This window comes from Streptacidiphilus cavernicola (genome assembly GCF_042510955.1).
Lineage (GTDB): Bacteria > Actinomycetota > Actinomycetes > Streptomycetales > Streptomycetaceae > Streptacidiphilus > Streptacidiphilus cavernicola.
On record NZ_JBHFAB010000009.1, the window covers coordinates 24,544 to 46,683 of the forward strand.

21 protein-coding genes, 1 tRNA gene and 2 pseudogenes are annotated in these 22,140 nt (G+C 70.2%); 12 read left to right on the plus strand and 12 right to left on the minus strand.

From position 1 onward, the window contains the following. Positions 1 to 38 precede the first annotated feature (38 nt). Positions 39 to 983, plus strand: coding sequence for a metallophosphoesterase (locus ACEZDE_RS14190; protein ID WP_380536202.1), 945 nt, complete (start codon positions 39 to 41; stop codon positions 981 to 983). A 29-nt stretch (positions 984 to 1,012) separates the two neighbouring features. Here ACEZDE_RS14190 and ACEZDE_RS14195 read toward each other — a convergent pair whose 3' ends face one another. Next, the gene (locus tag ACEZDE_RS14195) at positions 1,013 to 1,927 is read right to left on the minus strand and encodes a LysR family transcriptional regulator (protein WP_380536204.1); all 915 of its coding nucleotides are present in this window, start codon (positions 1,925 to 1,927) and stop codon (positions 1,013 to 1,015) included. Positions 1,928 to 2,055: 128 nt separating this feature from the next. Between ACEZDE_RS14195 and ACEZDE_RS14200 the strand changes: the two genes are divergently transcribed. After that, a complete protein-coding gene (locus ACEZDE_RS14200) occupies positions 2,056 to 2,490 on the plus strand; it encodes a nuclear transport factor 2 family protein (protein WP_380536206.1) in 435 nt (144 codons plus the stop codon). Between the two features lie 294 nt (positions 2,491 to 2,784). Further along, positions 2,785 to 2,858: transfer RNA gene (locus ACEZDE_RS14205), tRNA-Pro, on the plus strand. Positions 2,859 to 3,509: 651 nt separating this feature from the next. On the opposite strand, the pseudogene ACEZDE_RS14210 reads toward ACEZDE_RS14205, so the two are convergent. From ACEZDE_RS14210 to ACEZDE_RS14220, 3 genes and pseudogenes are all read right to left on the minus strand, one after another. After that, positions 3,510 to 4,397: pseudogene (locus ACEZDE_RS14210) on the minus strand (tyrosine-type recombinase/integrase); the annotation flags it as partial. Between the two features lie 70 nt (positions 4,398 to 4,467). Beyond that, the gene (locus ACEZDE_RS14215) at positions 4,468 to 4,761 is read right to left on the minus strand and encodes a DNA-binding protein (protein ID WP_380536208.1); all 294 of its coding nucleotides are present in this window, start codon (positions 4,759 to 4,761) and stop codon (positions 4,468 to 4,470) included. 401 nt (positions 4,762 to 5,162) lie between these two features. After that, positions 5,163 to 5,654, minus strand: a complete 492-nt coding sequence (locus tag ACEZDE_RS14220; protein ID WP_380536210.1) for a helix-turn-helix domain-containing protein — start codon at positions 5,652 to 5,654, stop codon at positions 5,163 to 5,165. Between the two features lie 343 nt (positions 5,655 to 5,997). Here ACEZDE_RS14220 and ACEZDE_RS14225 point away from each other — a divergent pair, with 343 nt between their 5' ends. The 6 genes from ACEZDE_RS14225 (at position 5,998) to ACEZDE_RS14250 (ending at position 11,955) form a co-directional block, all read left to right on the plus strand. Then, positions 5,998 to 6,996 carry a hypothetical protein gene (locus ACEZDE_RS14225; RefSeq protein ID WP_380536213.1) on the plus strand — a complete coding sequence of 333 codons (999 nt, stop codon included), beginning with the start codon at positions 5,998 to 6,000 and terminating at the stop codon, positions 6,994 to 6,996. 154 nt (positions 6,997 to 7,150) lie between these two features. Beyond that, the gene (locus ACEZDE_RS14230; protein ID WP_380536215.1) at positions 7,151 to 8,077 is read left to right on the plus strand and encodes a DUF2637 domain-containing protein; all 927 of its coding nucleotides are present in this window, start codon (positions 7,151 to 7,153) and stop codon (positions 8,075 to 8,077) included. Positions 8,078 to 8,608: 531 nt separating this feature from the next. Continuing rightward, on the plus strand, positions 8,609 to 8,995 hold the full coding sequence (locus ACEZDE_RS14235) for a plasmid mobilization protein (RefSeq protein WP_380536217.1): 387 nt from the start codon (positions 8,609 to 8,611) through the stop codon (positions 8,993 to 8,995). Further along, entirely contained in the window at positions 8,992 to 10,731 is a 1,740-nt protein-coding gene (locus ACEZDE_RS14240; protein ID WP_380536218.1) for a relaxase/mobilization nuclease domain-containing protein, read from the plus strand. Before ACEZDE_RS14235 ends, ACEZDE_RS14240 begins: the two co-directional genes overlap by 4 nt. Positions 10,732 to 10,917: 186 nt before the next feature. Next, positions 10,918 to 11,223 carry a hypothetical protein gene (locus ACEZDE_RS14245; RefSeq protein ID WP_380536220.1) on the plus strand — a complete coding sequence of 102 codons (306 nt, stop codon included), beginning with the start codon at positions 10,918 to 10,920 and terminating at the stop codon, positions 11,221 to 11,223. A 57-nt stretch (positions 11,224 to 11,280) separates the two neighbouring features. Next, positions 11,281 to 11,955, plus strand: a complete 675-nt coding sequence (locus ACEZDE_RS14250; RefSeq protein ID WP_380536223.1) for an HAD family hydrolase — start codon at positions 11,281 to 11,283, stop codon at positions 11,953 to 11,955. Between the two features lie 37 nt (positions 11,956 to 11,992). Here ACEZDE_RS14250 and ACEZDE_RS14255 read toward each other — a convergent pair whose 3' ends face one another. Both ACEZDE_RS14255 and ACEZDE_RS14260 read right to left on the minus strand, forming a co-directional pair. Beyond that, the gene (locus ACEZDE_RS14255; protein ID WP_380536226.1) at positions 11,993 to 12,697 is read right to left on the minus strand and encodes a nucleotidyltransferase domain-containing protein; all 705 of its coding nucleotides are present in this window, start codon (positions 12,695 to 12,697) and stop codon (positions 11,993 to 11,995) included. A gap of 120 nt (positions 12,698 to 12,817) precedes the next feature. Next, positions 12,818 to 13,678 (minus strand): class I SAM-dependent DNA methyltransferase, encoded by an 861-nt coding sequence (locus ACEZDE_RS14260; RefSeq protein ID WP_380536229.1) that lies wholly within the window; start codon positions 13,676 to 13,678, stop codon positions 12,818 to 12,820. 215 nt (positions 13,679 to 13,893) lie between these two features. On the opposite strand from ACEZDE_RS14260, the gene ACEZDE_RS14265 reads away from it, so the two are divergent. After that, a complete protein-coding gene (locus tag ACEZDE_RS14265; protein ID WP_380536231.1) occupies positions 13,894 to 15,603 on the plus strand; it encodes a proline--tRNA ligase in 1,710 nt (569 codons plus the stop codon). Between the two features lie 11 nt (positions 15,604 to 15,614). Here the strand turns inward: ACEZDE_RS14265 and ACEZDE_RS14270 are convergent, their stop codons facing one another. From ACEZDE_RS14270 to ACEZDE_RS14290, 5 genes are all read right to left on the minus strand, one after another. Next, positions 15,615 to 16,289, minus strand: a complete 675-nt coding sequence (locus ACEZDE_RS14270) for a PIG-L deacetylase family protein (protein ID WP_380536234.1) — start codon at positions 16,287 to 16,289, stop codon at positions 15,615 to 15,617. Beyond that, entirely contained in the window at positions 16,286 to 17,167 is an 882-nt protein-coding gene (locus tag ACEZDE_RS14275) for a radical SAM protein (protein WP_380536236.1), read from the minus strand. Before ACEZDE_RS14275 ends, ACEZDE_RS14270 begins: the two co-directional genes overlap by 4 nt. A gap of 84 nt (positions 17,168 to 17,251) precedes the next feature. Next, complete coding sequence (locus ACEZDE_RS14280; protein ID WP_380536238.1) at positions 17,252 to 18,235, minus strand: glycosyltransferase family 4 protein; 984 nt, start codon at positions 18,233 to 18,235, stop codon at positions 17,252 to 17,254. Between the two features lie 88 nt (positions 18,236 to 18,323). Beyond that, complete coding sequence (locus ACEZDE_RS14285; protein WP_380536240.1) at positions 18,324 to 18,788, minus strand: hypothetical protein; 465 nt, start codon at positions 18,786 to 18,788, stop codon at positions 18,324 to 18,326. A gap of 186 nt (positions 18,789 to 18,974) precedes the next feature. After that, complete coding sequence (locus ACEZDE_RS14290; RefSeq protein WP_380536243.1) at positions 18,975 to 19,469, minus strand: ATP-binding protein; 495 nt, start codon at positions 19,467 to 19,469, stop codon at positions 18,975 to 18,977. Positions 19,470 to 19,664: 195 nt separating this feature from the next. Here ACEZDE_RS14290 and ACEZDE_RS14295 point away from each other — a divergent pair. Beyond that, positions 19,665 to 20,354, plus strand: a pseudogene (locus ACEZDE_RS14295) (DUF5919 domain-containing protein); the annotation flags it as partial. A gap of 186 nt (positions 20,355 to 20,540) precedes the next feature. Here ACEZDE_RS14295 and ACEZDE_RS14300 read toward each other — a convergent pair. Further along, positions 20,541 to 21,275 carry an HAD family hydrolase gene (locus ACEZDE_RS14300; protein ID WP_380536245.1) on the minus strand — a complete coding sequence of 245 codons (735 nt, stop codon included), beginning with the start codon at positions 21,273 to 21,275 and terminating at the stop codon, positions 20,541 to 20,543. A gap of 100 nt (positions 21,276 to 21,375) precedes the next feature. On the opposite strand from ACEZDE_RS14300, the gene ACEZDE_RS14305 reads away from it, so the two are divergent. Next, positions 21,376 to 22,140 carry an XRE family transcriptional regulator gene (locus ACEZDE_RS14305; protein ID WP_380536628.1) on the plus strand — a complete coding sequence of 255 codons (765 nt, stop codon included), beginning with the start codon at positions 21,376 to 21,378 and terminating at the stop codon, positions 22,138 to 22,140.

Below are 22,140 nucleotides of genomic sequence, written 5' to 3' on the forward strand. Positions count from 1 at the left end.
GCTCCCGTACCGGACACCCGTTCTGCGACCATGGGGGGATGCGACCGCTCTACGCCGTGCCCATGGGAATCGCCGCCACCGGAGCGGCCTGCCTGGCCTACTCCGCCGCCTACGAGGTGCGCTCGTTCCGACTGCGACGGGTGACCGTCCCGGTGCTGCCGGCCGGGGCGCGCCCGCTGCGGGTGCTGCAGCTGTCGGACATCCACATGGTCAACGGCCAGGGCAAGAAGCAGCGTTGGCTGCACGACCTGGCCGGGCTGCGGCCCGACTTCGTCGTCAACACCGGCGACAACCTGTCCGACCCGACGGCCGTCCCCGCGGTCCTGGACGCGCTCGGGCCGCTGATGGAGTTCCCCGGGGTGTACGTCTTCGGCTCCAACGACTACTACGGCCCGAAGCCCAAGAGCCCGACCCGCTACCTGACCGCGATGTTCTCCGGCGACCACGGGATGAACCGGGCCGACGGCTCGGCCAGGCGCGGCGTGAAGGGGGCCGTGCACAACCCGTGGGAGGACCTCAGGGACGGCTTCGACCGAGCCGGCTGGCTGAACCTGACCAACACCAGGGGCCGACTCAAGATCGAGGACCTCGACCTGGAGTTCACCGGGCTGGACGACCCGCACATCCGGCGCGACCGGTACGGCATGGTCGCCGGAGGCCCGTCCGCGGAGGCGGACCTGTCGATCGGCATCGTGCACGCCCCGTACCTGCGGGCCCTGGACGCCTTCACCGCCGACGGCTATCCGCTGACCCTCGCCGGACACACCCACGGCGGTCAGCTGTGCGTCCCCTTCTACGGCGCGCTGGTCACCAACTGCGACCTGGACCGCGACCGGGTGAAGGGCCTGTCCCGCCACTCCGCCGCCGGGCAGGACTCCTACCTGCACGTCTCGGCCGGCTGCGGCACCAACCGCTACACCCCGGTCCGCTTCGCCTGCCCCCCGGAAGCCACGCTGCTGACCCTCACCCCGGCCGCCGAGTAGCCGCGCGACGCACCGTCCCGCTGAACCCCTCAGTCCGGCGGCTGCAGCCACCCCTGCCTGCCCGCGGTCCCCGCCGCGACCTTCAGCAGCCGCTCGATCACCGGCGACCGGTTCCCCCCACGCGTGACCAGCTGAATCTCCACCGCCGAGGCCGGCTCCAGCGGCAGCCAGACCAGTCCGGCCGGCAGCCCGACCCGACCCGACTCACCGACCACGGTCACCGCCGAACCGGACGCGACCGGCGTGTACGAGGCGTCGAAGTCCAGCCCGCGCACCAGCACCTCGGGCTTGGCCCCGGCCCGCGCGCAGATCTCCATGACCTGGTCGTAGTGCCCCGGGTTGTGCGTACGGGCGTGCAGCAGCAGCTTCACGCCGTCCAGGTCGGCCGGATCGACGCCGGTCGCGCCGTCGGCGGCCAGCGGGTGGTCCCGGCCGACGATGACGCCCTGCCGCTCCAGCCGCAGCAGCGTCAGCACCAGGTCCTGCTGCGGCGGCGCACAGCGCACCAGGCCGACGTCCAGGGTGCCCGCGGCGACGCCGTCCACGATGTCGGCGAAGACCATCACCCGGGCGGACACCTCGATGCCCGGGGCCTCCTCGCTCATCGCCAGCAGCAGCTGCGGCGCGGTGTCGTACCCCGCGCTCATGCCGTAGCCCAGGCTGACGCTGCCCAGCCGCCCGTCGGCGAACGCGCGGACCCCGCGCCACAGGCTGTCGGCCGCGTCCAGCAGTGCGGGACCGCGTTCGAGCAGCATCCGCCCGGCCTCGGTCGGCTCCACCTTGTGTGTGGTGCGGCTGAGCAGCTCCACCCCCAACTCCCGCTCCAGCTCCCGGACTTGACGGCTGAGCGCGGGCTGCGCGATATGCAGCCGCTCGGCGGCGCGGGTGAAGTTCCGCTCCTCGGCCACGGCGAGGAAGTAACGCAGGCGACGCAGATCCGACATGGTCCCATTCTAGGCGCGCGGTCATGCCATGTCGGCATGGACCGATGGAAAACAGGTCTTTCCCTCGGCCCGATCCCTCTCGATATGTTTTTCCCGAGCGAATCGGAGCACGGCTACGGAGGCCCGACATGAATTCCACGGAAACCAGCAAGGACGTCATCCGTAACTACGTGGACGCCCTCCGCACCCAGGACGGCGGACCACTCGAACGGTTCTTCGCCGCCGACGCGACCTGGACCCTGATCGGCGACCTCCCCATCTCGGGGACCTGGCGCGGACACCAGGGGATCCTCGGGGACTTCCTCGGCACGGCCTTCGTCCGCCTCGCCCCGGAGACCCTGGACCTGGCCGTACTGGACCTGATCGGCGAGGGCGAGAAGGTCGTCCTGGAGTGGACTTCCAAGGCCCGCCTCCGCGACGGCGACGGCTGGTACGACCAGCACTGCCTCGCGGTCTTCACCGTCCGCGACGCCCTGATCACCTCGGTCCGCGAGTACTTCGACACCGAGCACGCCCGCCAGACCCTTTTCAACGACCGGACGCCGGCGGCGGCAAGGAATTGACCCCCGCCGCAGACAAACAAGGGGAATCCCCCGCCTGGGCCGAACTCCCCCTCCCGGCGATATTCCCCCCAGCCCCCGAATTCGCCACCCACCAAAGACGCCACTGCAACGCCCAGCCCCCAGCAGCCGACCAGCCGACGGCCGGCGAACCCGACCACCCCTCCCGCACCACCACCGCGGCCGATGCCGCGCCCCCACCACCCTCGTCACCCCTGACCTGCACCGCCGCCACCCCCGCCAGGAAACCGGATTTCGTCCCACGGCTCGGGTCCGCTAGAGTAATCCTCGTTGCACCGGGGTGTGGCGCAGCTTGGTAGCGCGCTTCGTTCGGGACGAAGAGGCCGTGGGTTCAAATCCCGCCACCCCGACTGGTGAAACCGCAGGTCAGGACCGTTCATCCGCACAGGATGAACGGCCCTGACTGCTTTGCGGGGAGGCCGTGGGAGAAAACTGGGAGAAGATCTTGGAATCTCTCTCCCAGGGTCCTCCTGCTGACGGGGATTCAGGAGAGCATCCAGCGTTGCGACGGGCGAGTGGGACGACATCTTCCGCCGCCGCTCCAGCGCCTCCTCCCACACCTCGGTGAGCCCCTGCAGCAGCCGGGCGCGCATCTTCGGCGTCACGTGCGAGTACCGCGCCTGCACCGAGCCGTCCTCGTGGCCGAGCCGCTCGTCCATGAGCTTCGGCGGCGTGCCGAGCTCCTCCATGATCGCCTTGTGGGAGTGGCGCAGGCCGTGAGGAGTCAGCCCCGGAGCGATCGGCGTCCAGCAGGCGGTCGCCCGCGCCGAGGCACCTCGTCCCCGCGCCGGAACGCCGGGCCAGGGCTCCGCCATGACCGGTACCGGATGCGGCGGCTGGGGCGCCTTCGGCGGGTAGCAGCCGGTGGCAGCGGGCTGGAACAGCCAGCCGCCGAAGCTGCTGCGCCGCCAGTGGGCGGTCTGCCGGCCGCTGGTGCCGCTGTTGCGGTCGTACCCCAGCTCGGCCATGGCCTTCTCGACGCGCAGCCGCGTCTCCTCCTTCACCGCCTCCGGCCGGTTGAGGACGTTGGAGACGGTGCCGGTGGACACGCCCGCGCTCCGCGCCACGTCGACCAGCTTCGCGCCGGTACGACGCGGCTCGCCCTTCGCGACGCCGTGGCCGCTGAACACGTAGGCCAGGCCGTGGCAGTCGCAGCGGTCCTTCGCGCGGCGGGCGACCTGTCCTGCCAGCAGCTGTGACAGGAAGTCAGGCGTGTCGATGTCCCGGTACGAGTCGTCCTTGGGCGGGCAGCGGAGCAGCTCGGCGGTGTCGAGCTCGTACAGCTGGTGCTCCACGCGTATCGAGGCGGGGCGGACGAACTGGGTCTCCAGGCCGACCAGTTCTCCCCAGCGGATGCCGGTGTAGCCCTTGGTGACGGTGCCGACGAACTCGTCGTCCCGCCCGGCGAGCAGGGCCGTGCGCTCAGCGATGAGCAGGATGCCCAGCGCGTCGGTGATCACCTTCTCGGGCGCGCGGTTGCGCGACCGGCCGGCGCGCTTGCCCCGGCCGCGTCGGCGCGAGGCCGGGTTCACCTCGATCAGCCCCTCGTCCACGGCGTCGGCCAGGATGGTGTGCAGGGTGCTGCGCCACGTCTTGATGCTGGCTGCGGCGTACTCCTGGCTCCGCTCCTTCTTCTCCCAGGCGAGGATCGCCGCCTTGGTGATGGCGGCGAGCGGGAGGTCGTTGAAGGCGGGGAGCAGGTGCTCCTCGATGTGGCGGCGGTAGTTCTGCATCGTAGAGGCGGCGAGGTCCTGTGCCTCGTACCAGCGGCTGGCGTACTCGCCGAAGGTGGTCTGGCCGGCGGCGGGATCGTGCCACTTGCCGCCACGGACCTTGGCTTCCTCCTCGTCGGCCGCCTGCTCGGCGGCGCGCTTCGTACGGAAGCGCACTACTGCTCCGGTCGCGTCCTTGAGCGTGCCGTAGTTGCCCGGCGCGATCTTGTAGCGGGCGCGGTAGTAGTCACCGCGCTTCTCGGCGTATCCCAATTCTGGTTCCCTCCTGGTCGGTGTCGGGTCGTCGGGTCGAGGTGTTGCGTGCCCGCCGCGGCGGGCGGGCGGTGAGGCGCACGCCTTGGGCGGCGGTGCGGCGGTAGGGCGAGCGGCTGGCAGGCAGCACGCTTGAGGTGGGATCAGCTCCCGGGTCCGGCCGCTCCTCGAAGATGGCGATGATCTCTTGGAGGTGCTCGGCGGTGAAGCGGTAGCTTCCGCCGAGCCGGCTGAAGGGGATGCGCCGACGGCGAGCCTGCTCCTTCACCCACCACTCGGAGCAGCCGAGGGCTTCGGCGATCTGGGCCGGGCGATAGAGGACGGGCAGGGCAGTGGGGTCCGCGGCGGTCGGCTTCCACTGTGCGGGCAGGGGGTGCAGGGTGGGTTCCTCGGGCTGGGGCAGCGGCGCGGCGGGGTGCGGCCGGCAGCGCCGTGACGGCTGGGCAGGTGTCGACGAGCACGGTGCGGGTCGTGCTCGCTCCGTCGGCCAGGGCCGCAGCGCGTCAGATCGCGCGACGGGGCTGGCGCTCAGCCGTTCTCCGAGGTGAGCCGTGGTGGTCCGGCACCCGGTATGAGGCGTTCCTCAGTCCGGGCGCGGGGGGTGGGGTGCGGTGGTGGGTCACTTGCCTCCTGGTTGTGGGGCGCCTGGGCGTAGGAGCCGAGGCTTCGTCAGTAGAAGCCTCCGTCGGTGATCAGCTCCCACATCGCACGCGCGTAGCGGTCGTCGCCGATGAGGCGGATGCACTGCTGGAAGACGGCGTTGTCGGGGTCGGGGTGGCTCTTGCGGTACTCGTCCAGAGCGACGAGTGCGAGATGGAGCCGGTCCTCGACGGCGCGCTTCTCGAAGAAGGCGTCGACGCAGTCCTGGAGGAGTCTTCGGGCTTCGAGGTCGAGACCCTCCTGCGGCGGGGCCATGAGGTCTTCGAGCGGCAGCTCGAAGACCTTGGAGAACCCCAGCGCTTCGTCCAGGGAGATCTTCCGGCGCGGCGTGCCGCTCTCGATGCGCCAGACCGCCGACTGGTTCAGCGGGACGCCCGCCGCTGTCATGCGCTGCGCGAGCTCGGTCGTGCTCCAACCGCGCGCCTGCCGCTCCAGCAGCACGCGCGCGGCCACGTTGGCCTCGCTGAACAGCAGCTCCGACCCGTACGGCCAGTTCTCCATGGACACCTCCTCAGCAACAGTTATACCACAACCCATCCCTGGGGGATTGCCTGCAATGCACATTTGACTTACGGCCGACCGGGGGGTACAACTGTTAGTCGCCAGGGATTGCAACCGATTCACTAGGGATAGGAGCGACAGTGCCCCCTCTGCCACACGCAGTAGCCGAGCCACACAGTCAGCAAGGTGGTACCGCCTGACGGGCTGCATCCAGCGCCACGGCGGGATACAGCCCAGCGGAGGCCCCCTCGCTGCGGCAGTGCTGCTGACCCGACCGAAAACAAAGCGACCCCGGTGGTGCGTCAACACCCCGGGGTCCGGCACCAAGGAGAGTCCACTCCCGATGCGCGTTCATCGTAGTCGCCACACGGGCGGCTTCACCGTTCTCCCCAACTTCTTCCTCCAGGACCGGCGGCTCTCCTACACCGCCCGGGGCCTGCTCGCCGACCTGCTGTCGCGCCACGACGGCTGGAGCGAGAACCGCCGGCACATGGCCGACTCCAGCCCTCAGGGGCGCACGGCAGTGGACAAGGCGGTGACGGAGCTGATCGAAGCCGGCTACTACCGGCTCGTCGTCGCCCGCCGGGCCAACGGCACTGTCTTCACCGAGATCCACATCTTCGACACCCCGCAGATCGGCAACCGAGCCGAGCAGCCGACGCCTCCGGCTGCCGGTGATCCGGGCTCCGGTGCAGCGGCCTCCGATCTTCCTGGCGCCAACCCCGTAAAGGACCTGGTGAAAGAACCCTCCCTCCCCGAGGTGCGCCAGGACGGCGGGCAGTCGCCCGTCGGCCGCCCCGAAACCGCCGGCAGGGAGGGCGGGCGGGATGCCAGCACTCTCTCCCCCGCTGCCCGAGACCGGCACGCCGGTGAAGAGGCCGAAGGCGACCGGTCCGCGCACCAGGCGGCGCAGACGCTGCTGCGCGTCGTGGCGGCCGAGCCCCGCCTGCGGCTCGGCACGTTCGAGGCGCTGGCGCTCGCGCCCGATGTGCTGCCCTGGCTGGAGCGCGGGTGCAGCGAGGAGCAGTTGCGCACAGCGCTGCTGCCCGGGCTGCCGGACCGGGTCCACAGCGCGAGCTCCCTGCTGCGCGACCGCCTGCAGCGCAAGCTGCCGCCCATGACGGCACAGGTGCGCGCGTCCGGGCCTGTGAAGCCACCGCTGACGGAGTGCCAGACCTGCGGGGATCCGGTGCGGCAGGCGGGCATCTGCCGCGCCTGCGCCGGGCTCGGTGTCCGGAAGGTAGCCGTCGGCACGGGCGAGGCCGTCGCCCGGCGCGGCGCGGCCCTGGTGCGCGCCGCCCTGCGGCCCGCCGACCGCCAGGGCATCGCCAGCAGAGCCTGACCGGCCCTCCCCCGCCGGAACACCGGTCTGCTCTCGCCCGTCGGCGGCCCGCTGCAGCGTCAGCCGCCGACCTGGGCACCGGCATCCCCTGCGCCCGCACCGTGGCGAGGTTGCTCCGCCGACCTCACCTGCCCAATCCTCTGGAGCTCTCCGCATGACCAGCACATCCCCCGCCTCCGCACCCACGTCCCGCCAGCGCGCCCAGCAAAGGATCAGCTTCTGGGACCGCGCGGCCGTGAGCCTGCTCGGCATCCTCGGCTTCGCCCTGTCCTACGCCGCGCTGCAGCAGGTGGCCCTGGCTGTCCACATACCGCGCCTGCTGACCTACGCCTACCCGCCGCTCGTGGACGGCTTCATCGCCTACGGCGTGCGCGCGATCCTGGTGCTGCGCGCGGCACCGCTCCACGCCCGCCTGTACGCCTGGATGCTGTTCGGCACCGCCACTGCGGCCAGCATCTGGGCCAACGCCCTGCACGCCCTGGACCTGAACAAGCCCGGCACCACCGAGCTGCACCTCGGCGACTTCGCCGTCGTGGTCCTCGCCGCCATCCCCCCGCTGTCCCTGGCCGGCGCGACCCACCTTCACGTCCTGATCTCCCGCTACAGCACCACCAGCGATCTGGTTCCGGTCACCGCCGGAAGCGATCCGGACCCGATGCCGCCGACCGCCCCGCACCTCGGCGATGTTCCGGCCAGTGCCGCTCTCCCTCCGCAGGGACGCGCCCTTGAGGGCGTCTCCGCCATCGCGGAACCGACTACGGCCGAAACCCCCGCCACCGTGCCGGTTCCCGCCGCACCGGGCAGCGCCCCGGAGGTGGAACCGGCCGAGCACGAGAACGCTGGTGGGAACGCCCCCGACGATTCCGGACCACGCCGCGGAGGCCGTCCTCCGCTCGCCACCGATCAGCAGCTCGTCGAGGTGCTCCTCGCCGCTCCCACCGGTCCCGACCTGATGACCCGTGAGGACGCCCGCGCGGCCCTGGCCGCCGCCGGGCTGGGAGCCGGAAACGACCGACTGCGGGACGCGCTCGCACTGGCCCGCGCCCAGTCCGAAGCCCGCCAGCACCCCGACGGAGCCTGACGGCCATCCCCGTCTGAGGGGGTTCCGGTCACCGACCGGAACCCCCTCCCCTCCTCGCCACTTCACCAGGCCACCGGCCGTCACACCCCGTGGACCGCACCAGTGCGCGCCGAGCCGACGGCAGCCACCGCCCCCCTGCCGCCCACCCAGTCCCACCCAGTCCCACCCGGAGAACCCGTGGATCACCCGCACATCCCCCCGCAAGCCCCGGAGAGCAGCCTGAGCCGAACCGCTTCCCCATCAACCGCCCACGTCAGCAGTACTGCTGACCACCCGTACACGACCGGCGGAGCCAGCAAGGGCCTGCGACCCTCCTACGGAGGGGCGCAGGCACCGGCCCCCGCCCAGGGGGGCGGGGGTGCTCCGGCGAGGGCGCCGGAGCTGGGGGAGGTCGCGGCCGAGGGCTGCCGCGACCAGGAGGAGCAGCCGTCTGCCGCCGACCAGTTCGACGATGCCGTCGCGCAGCCTGTCGTGCGTGCTTCCGCTGCCGCTGCCGCGCGTCGCAAGCCGAAGCGCCGCAGGCGCGACGCCGTGCAGACGAAGAAGCCGATCAGCGTGCGCTTCAGCGCAGCCGAGCGGCAACTCCTGCAGGAACGCGCTGACGCCTCGGGCCTGACCCTGGCCCACTGCATCGCCCGGTGGGCCTTGGCCGACCAGCAGTCGGTCCCGGTCGACAGCAAGGCCGAGCAACTGGACTCGGCGATCGACGAACTGGCCGCCATCCGCACCCAGATCGCCGCCTGGGGCAACAACCTCAACCAGGTCGCCCACCGCCTCAACACCGACGGCACCTTCCTGGAAACCCAGGCGCAGGAGTTCCTCGCCGCCGCGCCCGTACTCCTCGCACAGGCACGGGCCGCCACCGAGCAGGTGGACGAGACCGTGTTCCGGGCCGCCCGACACCGGGGCCGCACATGATCGCCTCCGTCAGCCGCGGCGACCGCACCCGCGGCATCCTCGCCTACGTCTACGGCCCCGGCGACCAGGACGAGCACACCAACCAGCGCACCGTCGCCGGGTTCGAGGACCTCCTGCCCGATCCCGGCCTGGCCGAGGACCAGCGGCGCGCCCTGAACCAGCTCGCAAAGATCCTCGACCTGCGCGTCGTCCAGGCCGGCCAGAACGCACCGAAGGACCACGTCTGGCACTGCTCGCTGCGCGCCGCTCCCGAGGACCGCCGGCTGGAGGACGCCGACTGGGAGCAAATCGCCCGCCGGGTGATGCACGCCGCCGGGATCGCCCCAGCCGGAGATCCGGACGCGTGCCGCTGGGTGGTGGTGCGCCACGCCGAGGACCACGTCCACATCGTCGCCACCACCGTACGCGCCGACCTGACCCAAGCCCGCATCCACGGCGACTGGCGCCGCATCATGGACGAGCTGACCCTCATCGAGGAGGACTACGGCCTGCGGAAGGTCGAACGCGCTCCCGCTGGAAAGCGCACCGCCCACACCACCGCCAAGCGCCCCACCCGCGCCGAAGTCCACAAGGCACGCCGCGAAGGCCGCCCGGAGCCCGCCCGCGCGGTCCTGCGCACCGCCGTCCGCGAAGCCCTGGCCGGAGCAGCGAACGAAGAGGAGTTCCAGCAGCGCATCGCCGAGCACGGCGTCATCGTCAAGGTGCACCGGCTGCCCTCGGGCGACGCCAGGGGCTACTCCTTCCGCCTGCCCGGTGACGACGACGCCGCTGGCCAGCCCGTCTGGTACTCCGGCAGCAGCCTGGGCCCGGACCTGACGCTGCCCCGCATCCGCGCCCGCCTGGCCGTTGCCGTCTTCGAGCCCAACGCCACCGTCACCGGAGCGAACAGCGCCCGCCCCGCCCTCCAGCAGGCCGGGCTCCTCGCCGACCAACTGCTCACGGTCTTCGTCGCCCCCGGGGCAGTACCGGCGCCTGACCCCCAGACCTGGCAGGCGCGGGCGGCCGGCGTCGGTGAGGTCCTCGACGCTCTCGCCCAGAGCCACTTCGGCAGTCAGCGAGCACAGATCGCCGCTGCCGCGAAGGCGTACGGGCACGCCGCCCACCTCTACACGCGGGCTGCGAACGCGGAGGACCACGCCCTGCGCACCGCCGCCCGCATCCTCCTGGCCGGCGGCCCCACCAACGGCCGCGGCAAGGACGGCGACGCCTTCGCCGCGCTGCTGGACATCCTGGTGCTCATAGCCGTCACCCTCGCCCGCGAACACAGGGCCGCCGGCAACCGCCAGCACGCCCGCGCCGCGCAGTCCACCGCCGACCAGCTGCGCTCCGCGTACCACCAGGCCGCCGCCAAGCCCCTCACCGCCATGACTGCCCGCGGACAGCGCCTGCCCAAACCCGTCCAGGACCAGAACACCGCCGCAGTACGCGCTGCCCTGCCCGCGGACCTGGCCGGACGCGTCCTCGGCGACAGGGACTGGCCAGCGCTGGCAGCCACCCTCGCCGACGCCCGCACCTGCGGCCACGACCCCGCCACGCTCCTGCAAGGCGCCCTCGCTACAAGGGAGATGGAGAGCGCCGACAATCCCGCCGCCGTCCTGCTCTGGCGAATCCGCCGCACCACCGACCTGCCCGCCCCCACCACACCCCCGCCCACCCGACGCAAGCCCGCCCGCGAACCGATGACGACACCGGTGGCCCACCCCTCCGCCCCGGCTCCGGCACCCCGCAGGCGCTGACCCGCCAAGAATTCGCGCCGCGCAGCTGGCGGCAGTGACGCCAGGAATCACCTTGGCGTCACTGCCGCCGTGTCCGTCCGGGCTCGACGCGGGCTCGGTTCGATGTCGTCTCGCCGTTTCGGGAACAAGCCCGAGGCCGCGTGCGTCGTGTCGTCCTTGCAACGCCACCCGAGCGAAGGGACCTGCATGACCGACCCCGCCGACTGCCACCCCGCCGTCATCCGCGTCGTCCCCCACCCCGACGAACTCCGCGCCGGCGGCGCCACCGTCCGCTGTCCCCACTGCAACGCCCGCCGTGACTGGCTCCTCCTCAACGTCAACGAGCTGGTCTTCATCCGCTGCCGCTGCGCCCACGAATGGCCCGAACCCTGCCTCGCCCGAACCGACTTCGACCAGCACTTCGCCTACCCCGAGCAGTACTGGGACGACGCCACGACCGCCATGACCGCCCTCGGCTTCGACGGCTTCCTCGCCGGCACCACCTGGGGTTAGGCCCCCGTTCCGCGCATACCTCGCCGTCACCGTGACCGTGACGGATACGCTGCCGAGGTGATCCGTGCGGTGGTGTTCGACGTCGGCGAGACCCTGGTGGACGAGACGCGCGAGTACGGCACCTGGGCCGACTGGCTGGGCGTTCCACGGCACACCTTCGTGGCGGTGTTCGGCGCGGTCATCGCCCAGGGCCGCGACTACCGCGAGACCTTCCAGGAGTTCGCACCGGGCTTCGACCTGTACGCCGAACGCGAGCAGCGCGCTGCCGTCGGCCAGCCCGAGACCTTCGGCGAGGAGGACCTCTACCCGGATGTCCGACCCGCGCTCGCCGCGCTTCGCGAGCGCGGTCTCTGGCTGGGCATCGCCGGCAACCAGACCACCAGGGCCGGTGTCATCCTGCGCCGTCTCTTCGCCGACGACGTGGACCTGATCGGCACGTCAGACGACTGGGGTGCCCACAAGCCCGACACGGTGTTCTTCGAGCGCGTGGCCGCCGCCGTGCCGCACCGGCCCTCGGAGATCCTCTACGTCGGGGACCGCGTCGACGTCGACGTGCTGCCGGCCAAGGCCGTCGGGATGAGCACCGCACTGATCAGGCGCGGCCCCTGGGGATGGGTCGAGTGGACATACCCCCGCTCCCTCTCGGAGCCCACGGTCCGCATCACGTCGCTCGCGGAGCTGCCGAGCGCTATCGACGCGCTGGGCTCGGCGTCCGCGCTCGACGAGAGCTGACGACAACGCCGCGGCTCGGCCCAACGGATGGGGGCAGTCACTTCCCCCGTGCGTAGCCCGCCCAGAGCGGACCTCCCGCCATGTCCAGGACCTCCTCCACCACCTGGATGAAGCGGCCTTTCTCCGCTTCACCTCCCATGGCCGCCGCCGCTGCTTCCGTGAGTCGGCGGTGCAGGCCGGGGTCGGCGTCCGAGAGCCGACGCGACAGCCACTTGCCGCCTCCCAGCCAGCACCCGCTGGCCAACAGGGCCAGCTCGGTAGAGCGCGCCAGCAGGCTGGCGACGAGGTACACCCCTTCCAGCGGATCGGTACAGCCACGGAGGTCGTCCAGTTCGTCGGTCACCGGGTAGCGGCGGTCCTCCAGCACGTCGGTGGTGGCCGGAGGCGGACCAGCCGCCCACCGCCGACGTGCCTCTGCCTGGAGCTCAGCGCCGAGCCCGTCTTCGTCCAGCAGCAGCGTTCCGTGCGCGCACATGGACAGGAGCGGCGACCGGCGCCGCGCCGTCTCACGGTCAACGAAGCCGTGCCAGTCCGCCTCGGTCTGCACGAACAACTCCACAGGCCAGTCGCGGAAGACCAGGCTCTCGCGGAACGGTGCCGGCGGACCGGCAAGCAGCACCACGACGTCCAGGTCGGACATGGGCGTACGCCGCCGCGTCAGCACGCTCCCGGCGAGGAACGCAGCCCTCGCGTCCGGGAAGCGCCCCTGCACCAGCTCCATCGCAACATCCGTGGGTTCCATGGTTCAGTGTGGAACCTGCGGCCTACGACGCACACCCGTTTTCCCCTGGCCGCCGACATTGCCGATCAACGAAGTGGCGACCGATCCCCCGAAGCCGTTCCGCATCCGCTCCTTGCCGGCTCAGGTCCCTCGCACGGCGGCGAAGAGGATGTGAGTACCGCCGTCGCGGGCGCCCTCGGCAGCGCATGCAGTGGCTTCGCGGTCGAGGAACTGCTGCCAGCGAGAGGGTTCAGTCTCCAGGCCCGCAAGGAAGTCGAGGTCGTGAAGGCTGGCCCAGTTGCTGGCCGAGCCATCGATGAGCTGCGCGCCTGACCCGGCCACGAGAGCGACCGTCTCGGCCCAGGTGAACATGCGGCAGACGTGTTCCATCCCAGGAACGTGCCGCAAGTCACCGGTGCTCAGAACCCGATCGCCGACTGCGGTGCCGTGGTGGAGTTCCAGCGCGGTGGCACCGGGCAGACGTGCTCGCCAGGTTCCCCAGAGAGACATGACGGAGGCCAGGACGACCCCTCCTAGCCGCACCACACGAACGAGTTCGGCCATCGCTCGCTGTTCCTGCTCGAAGGCGTAGGAGAGCGGGCCGCCATAAGCCACGACGGCGTCGAAGTCGCCGCCGCGATACGCCGAGAGGTCACGGATATCGGCAACCTCGCGTCGTTCAACAGCGTGCTCGGCACCCGCAGCGGCGACGAACTGGGCGTTCAACGCGAGCTGAACCGGCGAGAGGTCCGCGACCACGACCTGTGCGCCAAGATCCGCCAAGGCCACAGTGAACGTGCCCGGTCCCGCGCCGATCTCAAGGACTCGCCAACCCGGCTTGATGTGCCGCGCAAGAAAGCGCCGGTGGATGTCGAACGACACGCGGCCGGGGATGTCCTTGGTCAGCCTGTGCTCTTCCTGCTCGGCGAACCGGTCGTAGTACTGCCGGACAGCCTCGGCCGAACCATCGCCGGGCAGGTCCTTCGGTTGAGTGGATCGCATCCCGCCTGCCTCTCTGCGTGCTGGCCCTGTAGCCAACAGCGTCGCAGGTCAGCGGGGACAAGGCGGCTGTACGGACCGGCGTGGCGCTTCGCGGTCTGACAAAGGGGGCGGATACGGCATCACCTACGACGCTAGAATGCGACCTTCGCCGTGCAGCGCTCAGCTGACGCCACGACAGCCCGCGCTGCCCATTCGAGACGAAGGTCCCCGTCCCCATGCGCTGGTCTCAGCTGTACGTGCCCACCCTCCGCCAGGACCCCGCCGACGCGGACGCGGTCAGCCACCGGCTGCTGCTGCGCGCCGGCTACGTCCGCCAGCTGATGGCCGGTCACTACTCGCTGCTGCCAATGGCGGTGAAAGTCCGCGCGAAGATCGTTGAGGTCATCCGCGAGGAGATGAACCGGATCGGCGCGCAGGAGTTCCTCCTGCCCGCGATGCATCCGGCCGAGATCTGGCACAAGTCCGGCCGCTGGGACGTAATGGGCGACGAGATGTTCCGCCTGAAGGACCGCAAGGGCGCGGACCTCGCACTCGGCATGACCCATGAGGAGATCTTCACGACGCTGGCGTCGGAGCTGCGCTCCTACCGTCAGCTGCCGCAGACCTGGTACCAGTTCCAGACCAAGTTCCGCGACGAGCCCCGCCCCAAGAGCGGGCTGATCAGGGTGCGCGAGTTCACGATGAAGGACTCCTACAGCTTCACCCTCGACCAGGCTGGACTGGACACCGCGTTCGACCTCCACCACCAGGCATACGTTCGGATCTTCGCCCGGCTGGGCATCCCGGCGATCCCGGTGCAGGCGTCCAGCGGCAGCATGGGCGGCAGCGCCTCGGTCGAGTTCATGTGCCCCTCCGACGCGGGCGAGGACCTCATCGTCACCTGTCCCGGTTGTGCCTACGCCGCGAACGTCGAGAAGGCCACTTCTGCCCTGGCTGCCGTCGAGGACGCGCCTGGTCCCGACTCACCGGAGCGCTTCGACACCCCTGGCGTCCGTACCATCGAGGACCTCGACCGCGAGTACGGCTTCGCCGCCGAGCAGCAGGTGAAGACGCTCGTCTACGTGGTGGACGAGCAACTGACGCTGGTGTTGCTGCGCGGTGACCACGCCCTCGTGGAGCAGAAGCTGATCGACACCCTCGGCGCCAAGCAGGTCCGCCCCGCGCAGCCCGAGGAGATCGTGGCAGCGCTCGGAGCCAAGCCCGGCAGCCTGGGCGCGGTCGGCGTGACCGGCCTGCCAGTGCTCGCGGACGAGGCGCTCCGCGGGCGGCGCTCCATGGCCACCGGCGCGAACACCGACGGCGTGCACCTGCGGGGCGTCGACGTCGAACGTGACATCGCCCCGGCCCGGTGGGCAGACCTGCGCGAGGTCACCGCCGGGGAACCGTGCCCGAACTGCGGTACAGCCCTCGGCGTGGTCCGCACCGTCGAGATCGGCCACATCTTCAAGCTCGGCACCAAGTACACGGAGACCCTCGGCGTCAGCGTCCTGGACCCCGAGGGCGAGCGTGTCACCCCGATCATGGGCAGCTACGGCATCGGTGTCGAACGAGCCCTGGCCTGCAGCGTCGAGTCCCACCACGACGCCAAGGGCATGCTGTGGCCGGTGGCGGTGGCCCCCTTCGAGGTCGCCGTCGTCACCCTGGGCCAGGACGAGGCCGTCACCAGCGCCGGCCAGGACCTGTACGAGAACCTGCGCCGTGAGCGCGTGGACGCGATCTGGGACGACCGTGAAGAACGGCCCGGCGTGAAGTTCAGCGACGTCGAACTCGTCGGCATCCCGTACCGGATCACCGTCGGCGCGCGGGGCCTGGCCGCCGGCACGGTGGAGGTGACCGAGCGCGCCAGCGGTGAGAGCACCGTGGTCCCGTTCGGTGAGGTCGTGGCGCACGTCCGTCAGCTGGTGGTAGCCGCCTCGGCCTCGTAGCGGCGGAAGGGTCAGCCGAGGCGTTGGAACGCCTCGGTGATGACCTTGCCGGGGTAGCGGCGCAGGAGCTTGGTGATGCTGCGGCTCTGGGTCTCGTAACAGCCCAGTGCCCGCAGCTTCGCCTCCAGAGCCGTACCGACAGGCACAAGGTCGGTGGGGCGTAGGCGCGCGCGTTCCACCTCCTCGGGCAGCAGGTACCCCGAGCGGGGCGGCTCGCCGTACGGAACCGCGTCAGTGATCTTCCACACCGCCGGCGCGGCCCCGGGCCCGGTACGTCGGTGGCTTTCGAGGGCGGCGACAGCGACGCGGTGCGCCGCGCAGTGATCGGGATGGCCGTTGAACCCGTTCGGGGGGAAGCAGACGACGTTTCTGGGACACCACTTCTCCAGTGCCGCGGTCACGAGCGCCTCAGCAGCGGCCTCGTTCTGGTCGACCTCGCCGTCGCTCAGGTCGTGGAGTTCGACGTGGCTGACGCCCAGCGCGCGGGCGGCGGCCCGCAGCTCGGCCTCACGCACCCCGGGCAGTTCGTCAGGGTTGCAGACGCCCAGGGTCCGGCCTGCCCCACCACGGGTGAGGGTGAGAGTGACGACGCGCTCCCCTCGGGTGGCCGCGTGGGCGATCAGTCCCCCGCAGTGCAGGGTCTCGTCATCCGGGTGAGCCAGGACTACCAGCCAGTCCGCTCTCACTGTGCCGCTCCTGCAGGCTCGTTGACATAATCTGCGATGCGTTGCAGCGTCTTGGGGTCCTGGACGGGGCCCAGGGTCACCCTCTCCCCGCTGCTGTCCGTGGGTGACCAAGCCGTAGCCGTGCTCTGGCTCGGTATCCAGACCTGACCGCCGGCGTCGATGAGCAAGTAGCGGTGCTTCCTGGCCTGAGCTGACTTGGCAATGACATTCACAGTGGAAGGGCTGGCGGCTCGGGCCGCGTCGGCTGCTTCGACGAAGGCGCTGTCGTCGATGAGGAAGCGCTCGCGGTTGCGGTGTCCCAGTGGCCCGATGGGCATGAACTGGAACAGCTGCCACTCGACAACGCAGGCGTGTTCGGCCAGCAGGCCGGCCAGGGCTCCGATCGCACCGGCGTTCCCAGCGTGGACCACGGTGTTCACGCAGACGCGGGCACCTGCGCTGTGAAGCGTCCGAAGCACGGCCCGCTGCTCCTCGACCCTCGCATGGCGGCGGAACAGCTGTTGCACCGCGTCGGTGGTCCCGTCCAGGGGGATCCCGATCATGTGCGTCAAGGCAGCGACCTGATCCGCTGGAACGTGCGCGGCGATGCCCTCGCCCATGAAGCGGATGCGGGCGTCGCCGAGGAAGGCTGTTCCCACGGTGTCCAGACTGATCGACAGGCCTCTGTCCTTCAGCCCCGTCAACAGGGTGAGCAGATCTGGTCGAGTGAGCGGGTCGCCTCCCCCCACAGTGATCCGGGAGAGGCCGAAGCGCTCCTGGTACGCGCGCACGAAGCCGAGCAGGTCGTCCGTGCTGGCGAGGGTACGTGCGAAGTGGTTGTAGCAGCCGGGGCAGGCGACGAAGCAGCTCTTGCCCGCGCTGAGGATCATGCTGCGCATGAAGATTCGCTCTCGTGTGTGCTCGTTCACTGCGGCCACGACGGTTGCCGGGACCGTGGAGCATGGAGCGGGTGCCGCGGGGACTCAGCGGGCGGACGTGCCGGCTGCCTGGGCGTACACGTGCAGGTACTGCTCGGTCATGCGCGCCGTGGAGAATCTGTCGGCGACTGCTGCCCGGCAGGCGGCGGGGTCGAGTGCAGCGGCCTGGACCGCCCCGAGCGCCAGCTCGGGCGTGGTGGGGCGGAGAAAGCCGGTGACGCCGTCCTGGACCAGTTCGGGAGTTGCCCCGGTGGGCAGGGCGACGACGGGAGTGCCACAGGCCAGGGATTCGAGGGTGACCAGCCCGAACGGCTCCGGGATCTGGGAGGTGACGAGGGTGGCTTGAGCCTGTGCCAGTAGCCGGGTCTTGTCGCCGAAGCCGAGCTCGCCGAGGTACTCGACGTGGTCGCCGTCCAGGTGCGGTTCGACAGCCTGCGCGAAGTAGGCGGCGTCCCGCGCCTTAACGCGCCCGGCGATCTTCAGAGGAAGCCCGGACCGGTAGGCGATCTCGATGGCCTTGTGAACGCCCTTCTCCGGGCGGATCCGGCCGAGGAAGACGAGGAACGGACGACCATCGCTGTCGGCATCCGCCCGGTGGGGGAACCGCTGCAGTTCCAGGCCGTGGTGAACGACGCCCTGGTAGTTGAGCTCTGGCAGGGTGCTGCGCTGGTGGTGGCTGACGGCGACGAACCGTTCCTCGCGATAGCGCTGGAACAGGGCGGTGTTGTCGCGGTTGAAGAAGCAGTGGACGGTGTGGAGGACAGGGGTGGGAAGACCGGCCAGGCCAGGCAATCCTGAGCAGCCGCTGTTGGAATGGATGTGGTTGTGGATGACGTCGAACTCGTCGGCCCGGTCGCGGACCTCTGCCAGCTGCAGCATCCGGGCTACCTCCGGTTCCGCCAGCTCCGGGTCGGCGTTCAGGCTGACGGGATGGCAGGAGTGCAGCTCGCCGACGACCTTGGAGTCGCCCGAGGCGAAGACGGTGACGTGATGGCCGCGTGAGACGAGCGTGTCGGTGAGGTCAGCCACCAACGACTCGACGGCGCCGTAGGCACGGGGCGGGACGCTCTCCCATAACGGAGCGATCTGAGCGATGTGCACTGGGCGTCTCCCTCCCTCAGGTGCCGATGGAGCGGAGCTCTTCGGACCTGTCCAGGTGCTCGGCGATGAGCTGCGCGCACGCCCGCACCCTGGCCTCGTACTCCCGCAGCTGGAACAGCCCGAGGTACCGCGCGACGTTCGACTCGTAGATCCGCGGGTTGATGCCGTGCCGGGCCATCTCACCGGGCCAGAGCGGCAGCATCCAGCTGTGGTAGTGCGGGCGGTCTACCTTGTCCTCCTGGTACGTCTGCACCGCCGACAGCTCCAGCTCCTGCCGCATCGCCCGCCTGACGCACCGCGTCACCGTGGCGAGGCGGTGCACCAGGCCCAGGTCCATCTGGTCCAGTCCTCCCAGGTGCGGCCGGACTGCGACCACCATGAAGCCCGGCACCGGCCACTCCGCGTCCTGGCGCACAGTGATCGTTCCGTCGTCGTACACCGGGGCGAGGAGATCGGACAGGATCGGCTCGACCTCGTTCATCACGCAGCCTCGACAGGCGTCTGCAGCGACGGACAACGGGTTCGAGCCGAGGAACACCAGCGATCGTCGGCCAGCGGCCTCCGCCGATGGGTCGGTCTGCTGATTCGGGGCGTGCATGAGCAACTCCTCGTAGTAGAGGGGAATGCGCGGCAGATGCGCCTGACCGGACCTCAGGCGAGCAGGGACCTATACCCCTGAGCTGCTGCGATCGTCTTCGGAGCCTGCGGCTCCCGGGGCTAGCGCCCAGACCGTCTTGCCGGATGCCTGTGGATACCAGCCCCAGCTCAGGCACAGCTCATCGACCAGGTGAAGCCCGCGCCCCGCCTCGTCCCAGGCCGAGGCTTCCCGACGCACGGGCGGACTCTCACTGGCGTCTGCAACCTCGATCAACAAGCCGCAGACCAGCTGACGGACAGTCACAGCTACCTCGGCCGCGTCTCCGCTGGCGGCCACCGCGTTCGCTACCAGTTCGGTAAGGACGAGCTCGGCGTCGCACAGCGAGCTCTCGACAACGGCGCCCAGGAAGGCTCTGCGGAGCGCATGCCGAGCGTCAGTCGCCGACGTGTCCCCCGCCAGGAAGGTGCGTTCGAGTGACACCACAGGCGGCGCTGGGACGGCAGTCGGCACGAAACCTGCAGCATGGCTTGCGGCTTCCACCTGGCCCTCCACATCCGCCAGCACGAGACTCACCTCCAGGCGCAGCCAGTGATCATTCCGGGTTCGCCGACTCCGGCCGGAGCCGCGACGTTGAAGATGTTCCGCCTGTGCTCGGGACGCGGATACCGCGCCGTGGGACGCCTTGCGGACGTCCTTGGGACGTCCCTCGGCAGACCAGAAGCCGCAGGCGTGGAGACCCAACCCGTCGGGTAATCCACGATGGTGACGGAGCCGAACGAACGCCTCAGGGCCGCGCTACAGGAGCGCGGACTCACGCCACAGGAACTCGCGCAGACACTCCACGTCGACGCCAAGACCATCGAGCGGTGGGTCAGTGCCGGCCGCACGCCGTACCCCCGCCACCGGTACGCGGTAGCCGAGCAACTCGGCGTCGCGGCGGAGCACCTGTGGCCGGACGCACACCAGCCAGCGGGCCTTCCCAGCGCGGGCACCAGCGCCCAGGCGGGCAGCGGCGAGGTCGTCGGAATCTACCCCCACCGATCGGCCGTTCCCAGCGACCTCTGGCGCACCCTGTTCAGCACGGCGAGCAGGGAGATCGGGGTCCTGGTCTACAGCGGCCTCTTTCTCTCGGAGGACAGTGGCATCCACCGCATCCTGCGCACCCAGGCCGCGAACGGGCTGCGCATCCGCATCCTGCTCGGCAACCCGGCCAGCGAGCACGTTGCCCGGCGAGGCGCCGACGAGGGTGTCGGCACCGCTATGGCCGCGAAGATCGAGAACGCCCTGGTGATGTACGCATCACTGCGAGACGTCGAAGCAATCCAGTTCCGCCTCCATGACACGATCCTCTACAACTCGATCTATCGCGCAGACGACGAACTGCTGGTCAATACGCACCTCTACGGATCGGCCGCCGCCCAAGCCCCGGTCCTGCACCTGCGGGCGCATGCTGATGGCAGCATGGTCCCGTCCTCGCCGAACCGGTCACTGATCGACTCGGCCTTACGCCCCACGCCACTGCTGTGCGCCCATCGACGTGGAAGCGGCCCAGCGAGGAGTTGTTCCGCCAGTTCAGCAGCCCACCCGTTCCGGTTCATGGCCGGGACCCTACCCACTGCTGTCGGACAGCACTTCTCACTGCGGCAGACGTCCTGGACGTCCCAACTGCGTCCCAGCGTGGGAGAGGTTCAGGTCCCGCAGGACGGAGACCACCTTGGTGGTGTCGCGAAGATCAGCCAGTACGATCCGGGCGCCGGCAGCTCGAAGGGCAACCTGGCTGTAGCTCCCGGACGCGACTGCGAGTACCTCCGCGTTGTTGGCCAGCGCGGCTTGCACGTCCCTGGGGGTGTCTCCCACCAAGACCACCGCAGTCGAAGCCGGCAATCCGTACGCCGCACCGACACGTCGCCGCGCCACCGGAACCAGCCCGGCCCGGTCCTCGCAGTCGGAGCCGTACGCCCCGACCGCCAGATCGACGAGGCCGTGCAAGTCGAACGCCCTCAGCTTCACCAACGCGTTGGCGGCGATATTGCCGGTGAGTACGGACATCACCAGCCCCGCCTCGCAGCGCAATGCCTCCAACGCCTCACGCGCGCCAGGAAGCACGTGCCCACGCTCCCGCAAGGCCGGCTCACTCGCCGCTCCTGCCTCCGCCAGCGCCTGTTCGGTCTCCTCCCAGCGCGGGCTCGCGAGCTGGTGGCGATGGAACAGATCCGCCATGATCAGCCGGTCCGTACGCCCCTCGGTCACCACCGGCGCCGACGGAGGGAAGCCGGTCAGCGCGGCGAACGCCGCGGCGTAGATCTCCTTGCTGACACCGGAGTTCTCGATCAGCGTGTGGTCGATGTCCCAGAGCACGATCAGAGGCACCCCTCTACCCTACGGTCCATCTGACACGGCGCTATGACGATCAAAAGGACGCTTCCGGGCATCCTTGCGGCACGTCGCGATCACCGATTTGATGAGCATCGTGAACGAGCAGCTACGTTTAGCAATGGCCCAGCGAGGCGTCGGCCCGGACGCCCTGGCTGCTGCGTGTGCGGTCGATCCCAAGACGGTATCCCGCTGGCTCAGCGGCCGTATCCCGCACGCCCGTCACCGCTGGACCACCGCCGAGCTGCTGGCTACTTCGGAATCCGACATATGGCCGAGTTCCCAGCGTCGTACTGCTCCAGCACCCCATCCTGATCCAGCCGCCTGCTTCCCCAATCGCGCGAGCGTTCCGCGCGACCTGTGGCTGTCCCTGCTGAAGAGCGCCGAGCAGCAGATCGACGTGCTCGTCTACTCCGGCACCTTCTTCGCCCAGACCAACCCCCACATCGCCCCAATGCTCGCAGCCAGCGCCCGCAACGGCGTCGCCGTGCGGCTCTGTTTTGCTGACCCCGGGGACTCTGCCGTCGCCCAACGCGACCGTGAGGAGCACCTGGACGGAACCTTGGCCGCCAAGATCCGCGCCTCGCTCACCTACTACCGCCCGTTGCTCGGCGAACCCGGCTGCGAGATCCGACTGCACAACGCCACGGTGTACGCGTCGCTGTTTCGCTACGACGACGACCTCTTGGCCAACCCCCATGTCTGGGGCCAACCGGCCAGTGCCAACCCCCTGCTCCATCTGCGCCGACAGCCGGGCACCGAGCACAGCTGGTTCGACCAGTACACCGCCAGCTTCGAAGCCCTCTGGGCCACTGGCCGCCCCTGGGACGGCACCACCACCGACAAGCGCCCCAAGGAGTAG

Excerpts from the sequence above, each read along its gene's own strand:
- ACEZDE_RS14245 (WP_380536220.1), top strand. The coding sequence starts at position 10,918 with ATGACCGACCCCGCCGACTGCCACCCCGCCGTCATCCGCGTCGTCCCC.
- ACEZDE_RS14260 (WP_380536229.1), bottom strand. The coding sequence starts at position 13,678 with ATGCGATCCACTCAACCGAAGGACCTGCCCGGCGATGGTTCGGCCGAG.
- ACEZDE_RS14230 (WP_380536215.1), top strand. The coding sequence starts at position 7,151 with ATGACCAGCACATCCCCCGCCTCCGCACCCACGTCCCGCCAGCGCGCC.
- ACEZDE_RS14275 (WP_380536236.1), bottom strand. The coding sequence starts at position 17,167 with ATGCGCAGCATGATCCTCAGCGCGGGCAAGAGCTGCTTCGTCGCCTGC.
- ACEZDE_RS14265 (WP_380536231.1), top strand. The coding sequence starts at position 13,894 with ATGCGCTGGTCTCAGCTGTACGTGCCCACCCTCCGCCAGGACCCCGCC.
- ACEZDE_RS14200 (WP_380536206.1), top strand. The coding sequence starts at position 2,056 with ATGAATTCCACGGAAACCAGCAAGGACGTCATCCGTAACTACGTGGAC.
- ACEZDE_RS14285 (WP_380536240.1), bottom strand. The coding sequence starts at position 18,788 with ATGAACGAGGTCGAGCCGATCCTGTCCGATCTCCTCGCCCCGGTGTAC.
- ACEZDE_RS14220 (WP_380536210.1), bottom strand. The coding sequence starts at position 5,654 with ATGGAGAACTGGCCGTACGGGTCGGAGCTGCTGTTCAGCGAGGCCAAC.
- ACEZDE_RS14195 (WP_380536204.1), bottom strand. The coding sequence starts at position 1,927 with ATGTCGGATCTGCGTCGCCTGCGTTACTTCCTCGCCGTGGCCGAGGAG.
- ACEZDE_RS14190 (WP_380536202.1), top strand. The coding sequence starts at position 39 with ATGCGACCGCTCTACGCCGTGCCCATGGGAATCGCCGCCACCGGAGCG.
- ACEZDE_RS14255 (WP_380536226.1), bottom strand. The coding sequence starts at position 12,697 with ATGGAACCCACGGATGTTGCGATGGAGCTGGTGCAGGGGCGCTTCCCG.
- ACEZDE_RS14240 (WP_380536218.1), top strand. The coding sequence starts at position 8,992 with ATGATCGCCTCCGTCAGCCGCGGCGACCGCACCCGCGGCATCCTCGCC.
- ACEZDE_RS14225 (WP_380536213.1), top strand. The coding sequence starts at position 5,998 with ATGCGCGTTCATCGTAGTCGCCACACGGGCGGCTTCACCGTTCTCCCC.